Source organism: Halorubrum sp. SD612, from assembly GCF_002135005.1.
Map to the genome: position 1 here is coordinate 1 of NZ_NEWI01000218.1, position 3,473 is coordinate 3,473.

Genomic DNA, 3,473 nt, shown 5'->3' on the forward strand with positions numbered 1-3,473 from the left:
CGCGCCCTCGTGGACGCCCAACAGCTCCCTCCCGGGGGCCGGCGCCGTCGCGAGGTACGCCGGGTCGCCGCCGGGGTCGGCCGCCAGCACCCCGGGAACCGGGAGGTGCCCGTGCGCTCCGACGTACCGGAGCACGGCGCGCTCCCGGCCGAGCCGGTGGCTCTCGTCGGCGAGCGCGACCTTGAGGAACGCTCGTCCGCCGTCGTCGAAGACGACGCCGACCGTCTCGTTGGCGCCGTTCCACGAGGGACCGACGTCCGTCAACCGGTCGACCTCGCGGTCCGGAAACGCGGCCGAGACGGCCCGCTCGATCGGCTCCGACTCGGCGTCGTTCATGCGTTCACGTCCGGTTCGATCGATGTTAAGATTGTTGTCAGTGACGCACTCTCGTGGCTCCTAACGACAGCTAGCACGCGTGAGAATCTTGAATAGCGGCGATCAGCAACAACTTCATACGTGTTGACGAACCAGAAGGGTCCAGTGAACGACGGGTCATCTGACGAACGTGTCGCGTTCGAAATAGACGGGACGACGCTGACCGTGCGCGACGTCATCGAGGGCAACCGGCTTCCCCTCCACGTTGACCGCGAGCCGAACCTTTCGCCGGCGCTTCCGGAACTGTTCCCGTCGCCGGTCGACAACGCCGTCAGCTTCGAGGCGGAGTCGCTGGCGATCCCGGAGTACTCGACAGTAGTCGTCCGTGACGGTGGTGGTGAGTTCGTCGCCCGTCCGAACGAATCGATACAGCTCCCGAGGGATTCCTACTGTATCGAGATTACGGGTGCGACGAAGGCGATCGTTCGAGTCGATGACGCGGACCTTGCTGTCAGCCAAATCAAGGGCCCCGACCCGGTCGAAGTGTCGGTCGATCGCCCGACGACCGTCAGCGTCGGCGCCCGGTCGCTTCACTCGCGCCCGGAAGCGACTATCACCGTCCCGGATGAGCCGGCAGCGATCGCGGAGGCGGTATCGGTATTGGGCTCGTCTATCCGAGAGTTCTCTGCGGAGCGGTCTTGGCCGACGCTGCGGGGACATCCGCCCCGTATCAGGCGAGGGGAGTCCCTCGATATTCCGAGCCCCTTGACCGTTCCAGACACGGGTATCGAAGTCGCGGTCAGACCGACCTACGCAGACGTGTACCGGTTGTCGACGTTAGCCTACTACCTCGGCGCGCGGATGACAATCGGAGAGACCCCGGCGATCCGACTCGACAACGGGTACACCGAACCCCTTCCGACAGACGGGCGACGGCTCGAACGGCGCGCGGAGGAACTGCTACGGACGTGGTTCTTCCTTGACACGCTCGTCCGGACCGACGGATACACGATTTCCGAGAGAGAGGGCTACGAGCAGGTCGGACCGCTGCTCCCGTTTTACCCACCGAACCTCGCTGACCGCTCGACGAGCGAGCGGCTAATGGAGTACCTAGAGGTCGATCCTGGATCCGTCGAACCGCAGACGCCTCCGTGGGCGACCGAGGCGGTGCTCCGTCCCACGCCTGCGGCTGCCGAACTCCTACCGCACCTCGCGCACGTCCTCGCACCCGTCCGGGTCAGCCAATCGGCGGATCCGTCCAAGTCGACGGGGGCGTTCGATCTCACGACAGCGGACCGGCCGACCGGCGGCCTCAGGACCTTCGGCGACGACCGGCCTGCTGACCCCGCGTCGGAGCCGATCCCCGACCGCCGCGGCGCTTCCAGCGGGTTATGAACACGATTTTCAGCGGACCTCCTCGGAGAGCGACGGTGCGAACGTCAGGCTCCTCGTCCGCTCTGCCGAGCGAGCGCGACGGCTGCGCGGGGCGCTCACGACCCCGTCGTTACCCGCAGGCGTCGGATCGCTTTCGGTCCTCGGAGCGCCGACTACCGACGCTGTCGCGAACGTCCTCTCCGACCCGTCGGTCGACTTGCTGCTCTGTGACCTCTCGCTTGATGAGGGAACGCCGGTCACGAGTGACGACCTCGCCGATCTTCCCTCGCCGGAGTCCGGAAACGAGCGATCCGCCCCGGCCGTCAGCGTCTTCGAAGGAAGCCGACGGATCGCCCCCGGAATCGACGCGGTCCAGCGAGGCGGCACCGGGGGCGCAGCGATCGACGGGGAGATCCCGGACGAGCAGGTCCGAACTCTCGTGGAACTGCTCGCTTCGGAGGGCTTACCGCTCGACACATCCCTCGGTATGCTACGGTTAGACGGCCGATTCCCTGTCCGGTTCGCGGGTGACCCCGCCACGAACGTCTCGCCGCCAAATCCACCGCTGCCTCGGCTCGTTTTCGTCGAGTCGACGGCGGAGTCGAACCATCGCATCTCGTTTCGAACGGTGCTCTGTCCCTCCTCGTGGATCGGGTCGGAGTATGAGCTCGTGGACGATCATTTCCACAACAAGACTCGGCTCACCGGCTGCGACCCGGCTGAGAGACCGGTCCTCTCCTCGGAGGTAGTGGTCGCCCTGTCGAGAGAACCCGACACCACGCTGTTCCTCAACGGGCAATTCGTGTCGTCAACTACCGATCTGACGGTCGAAGACGTCGAGGAGTCGGCCCGAAAGGCACTCGCGCGCGACGGCTCGGACGTCAACAGAGCGGAGAATGTTTCCGACGAGTCTCGGTGTCACGACTGACACAGGTTCCCGAGTGATTGTTCGAGCCGACGACCGTCTAAACTCCAAATATCGTTGCCATTTTTTATACCCCGCACGTTGAATCATCACCTATGCCTCAGATCCATCTCGACGAGGAGACGGTCGAACGACTGGATGCGCTCCGAGTTGACGACGAGGAGTACGACGAACTCGTGAGCGAACTGATCAACATCTACGAGGCGGAGGAACTCACGCTGTTCCGCGGCAGCGACGTGGAGTGACGCGGCGGCGAGCGCCCCTCGCTACCAACTACTCCTGATACGCGACGCGGACCTGCTCCCACTTGCCGACCTCCTCGAGGTGCGCCTGTAGCTCGTCGGCGTACTCCTGGACGAGCCGCTCGGCGGCCTCTATTTCCTCGTCCGACGGCCCGCCGCCACCGCCACCGCCGAGTCCCAGCGCGCCCTTGATCGAGTCGACGACGCCGCCGCCGGAGCCGCCCGAGTCGCCCCCGGGCGCGCCTCCCATCCCCGCCATCTGCGACCGGAGGTTCTCCAGTTCGGGCATGATCGCGGGGAGGCTCGACGTGTCCGCGACGACGCGCGCGGCCTCGGAGTCGTCGGCGTCCTCGATCTCGAACTCTGTCGCCGTCATGATCAGTCCCCACTCCTGACTGGAGAAGCGCGACGCCGCGACGCGCTCGTTGAACTGGTTGTCGACGGTCATTCGCTCGCCGACGATGGCGTCGGTCCACTCGCTCATACGCGGTCGTTCGGCGGTCGCAGTAAAAAGTCCGTTCCCCCGCGACGAGCGGCGGGGCGGCGCCGGCCGCGCCGGAGCCGAGCCGACCGAGTCGGCTCACGAACGCCGCAGGCCGTCGAACGCGCCGCCCGCG

General features: G+C 66.1%; 4 protein-coding genes and 1 pseudogene. 3 read left to right on the top strand and 2 right to left on the bottom strand.

Features of this window, described 5'->3' with window-relative positions:
* Positions 1–336, bottom strand: a pseudogene (locus B9G38_RS15330) (aminoglycoside phosphotransferase family protein); the annotation flags it as partial.
* Between the two features lie 144 nt (positions 337–480).
* Here B9G38_RS15330 and B9G38_RS18645 point away from each other — a divergent pair.
* The 3 genes from B9G38_RS18645 to B9G38_RS18395 all read left to right on the top strand — a co-directional run bounded on the left by B9G38_RS18645 (position 481) and on the right by B9G38_RS18395 (position 2,859).
* Positions 481–1,710 carry a hypothetical protein gene (locus B9G38_RS18645; RefSeq protein ID WP_233127239.1) on the top strand — a complete coding sequence of 410 codons (1,230 nt, stop codon included), beginning with the start codon at positions 481–483 and terminating at the stop codon, positions 1,708–1,710.
* A gap of 196 nt (positions 1,711–1,906) precedes the next feature.
* Positions 1,907–2,617: a hypothetical protein gene (locus tag B9G38_RS18650; RefSeq protein ID WP_233127240.1), complete on the top strand. Its 711-nt coding sequence runs from the start codon at positions 1,907–1,909 to the stop codon at positions 2,615–2,617.
* 92 nt (positions 2,618–2,709) lie between these two features.
* Positions 2,710–2,859, top strand: coding sequence for a hypothetical protein (locus B9G38_RS18395; RefSeq protein ID WP_198945716.1), 150 nt, complete (start codon positions 2,710–2,712; stop codon positions 2,857–2,859).
* Between the two features lie 28 nt (positions 2,860–2,887).
* Here the strand turns inward: B9G38_RS18395 and B9G38_RS15340 are convergent, their stop codons facing one another.
* The gene (locus tag B9G38_RS15340; RefSeq protein ID WP_086220952.1) at positions 2,888–3,340 is read right to left on the bottom strand and encodes a DUF5799 family protein; all 453 of its coding nucleotides are present in this window, start codon (positions 3,338–3,340) and stop codon (positions 2,888–2,890) included.
* Between the last annotated feature and the right edge of the window lie 133 nt (positions 3,341–3,473).

What these genes read in the sequence shown, in the direction of transcription:
- B9G38_RS18395 (WP_198945716.1), top strand. Translation starts at nt 2,710, where the DNA reads ATGCCTCAGATCCATCTCGACGAGGAGACGGTCGAACGACTGGATGCG.
- B9G38_RS15340 (WP_086220952.1), bottom strand. Translation starts at nt 3,340, where the DNA reads ATGAGCGAGTGGACCGACGCCATCGTCGGCGAGCGAATGACCGTCGAC.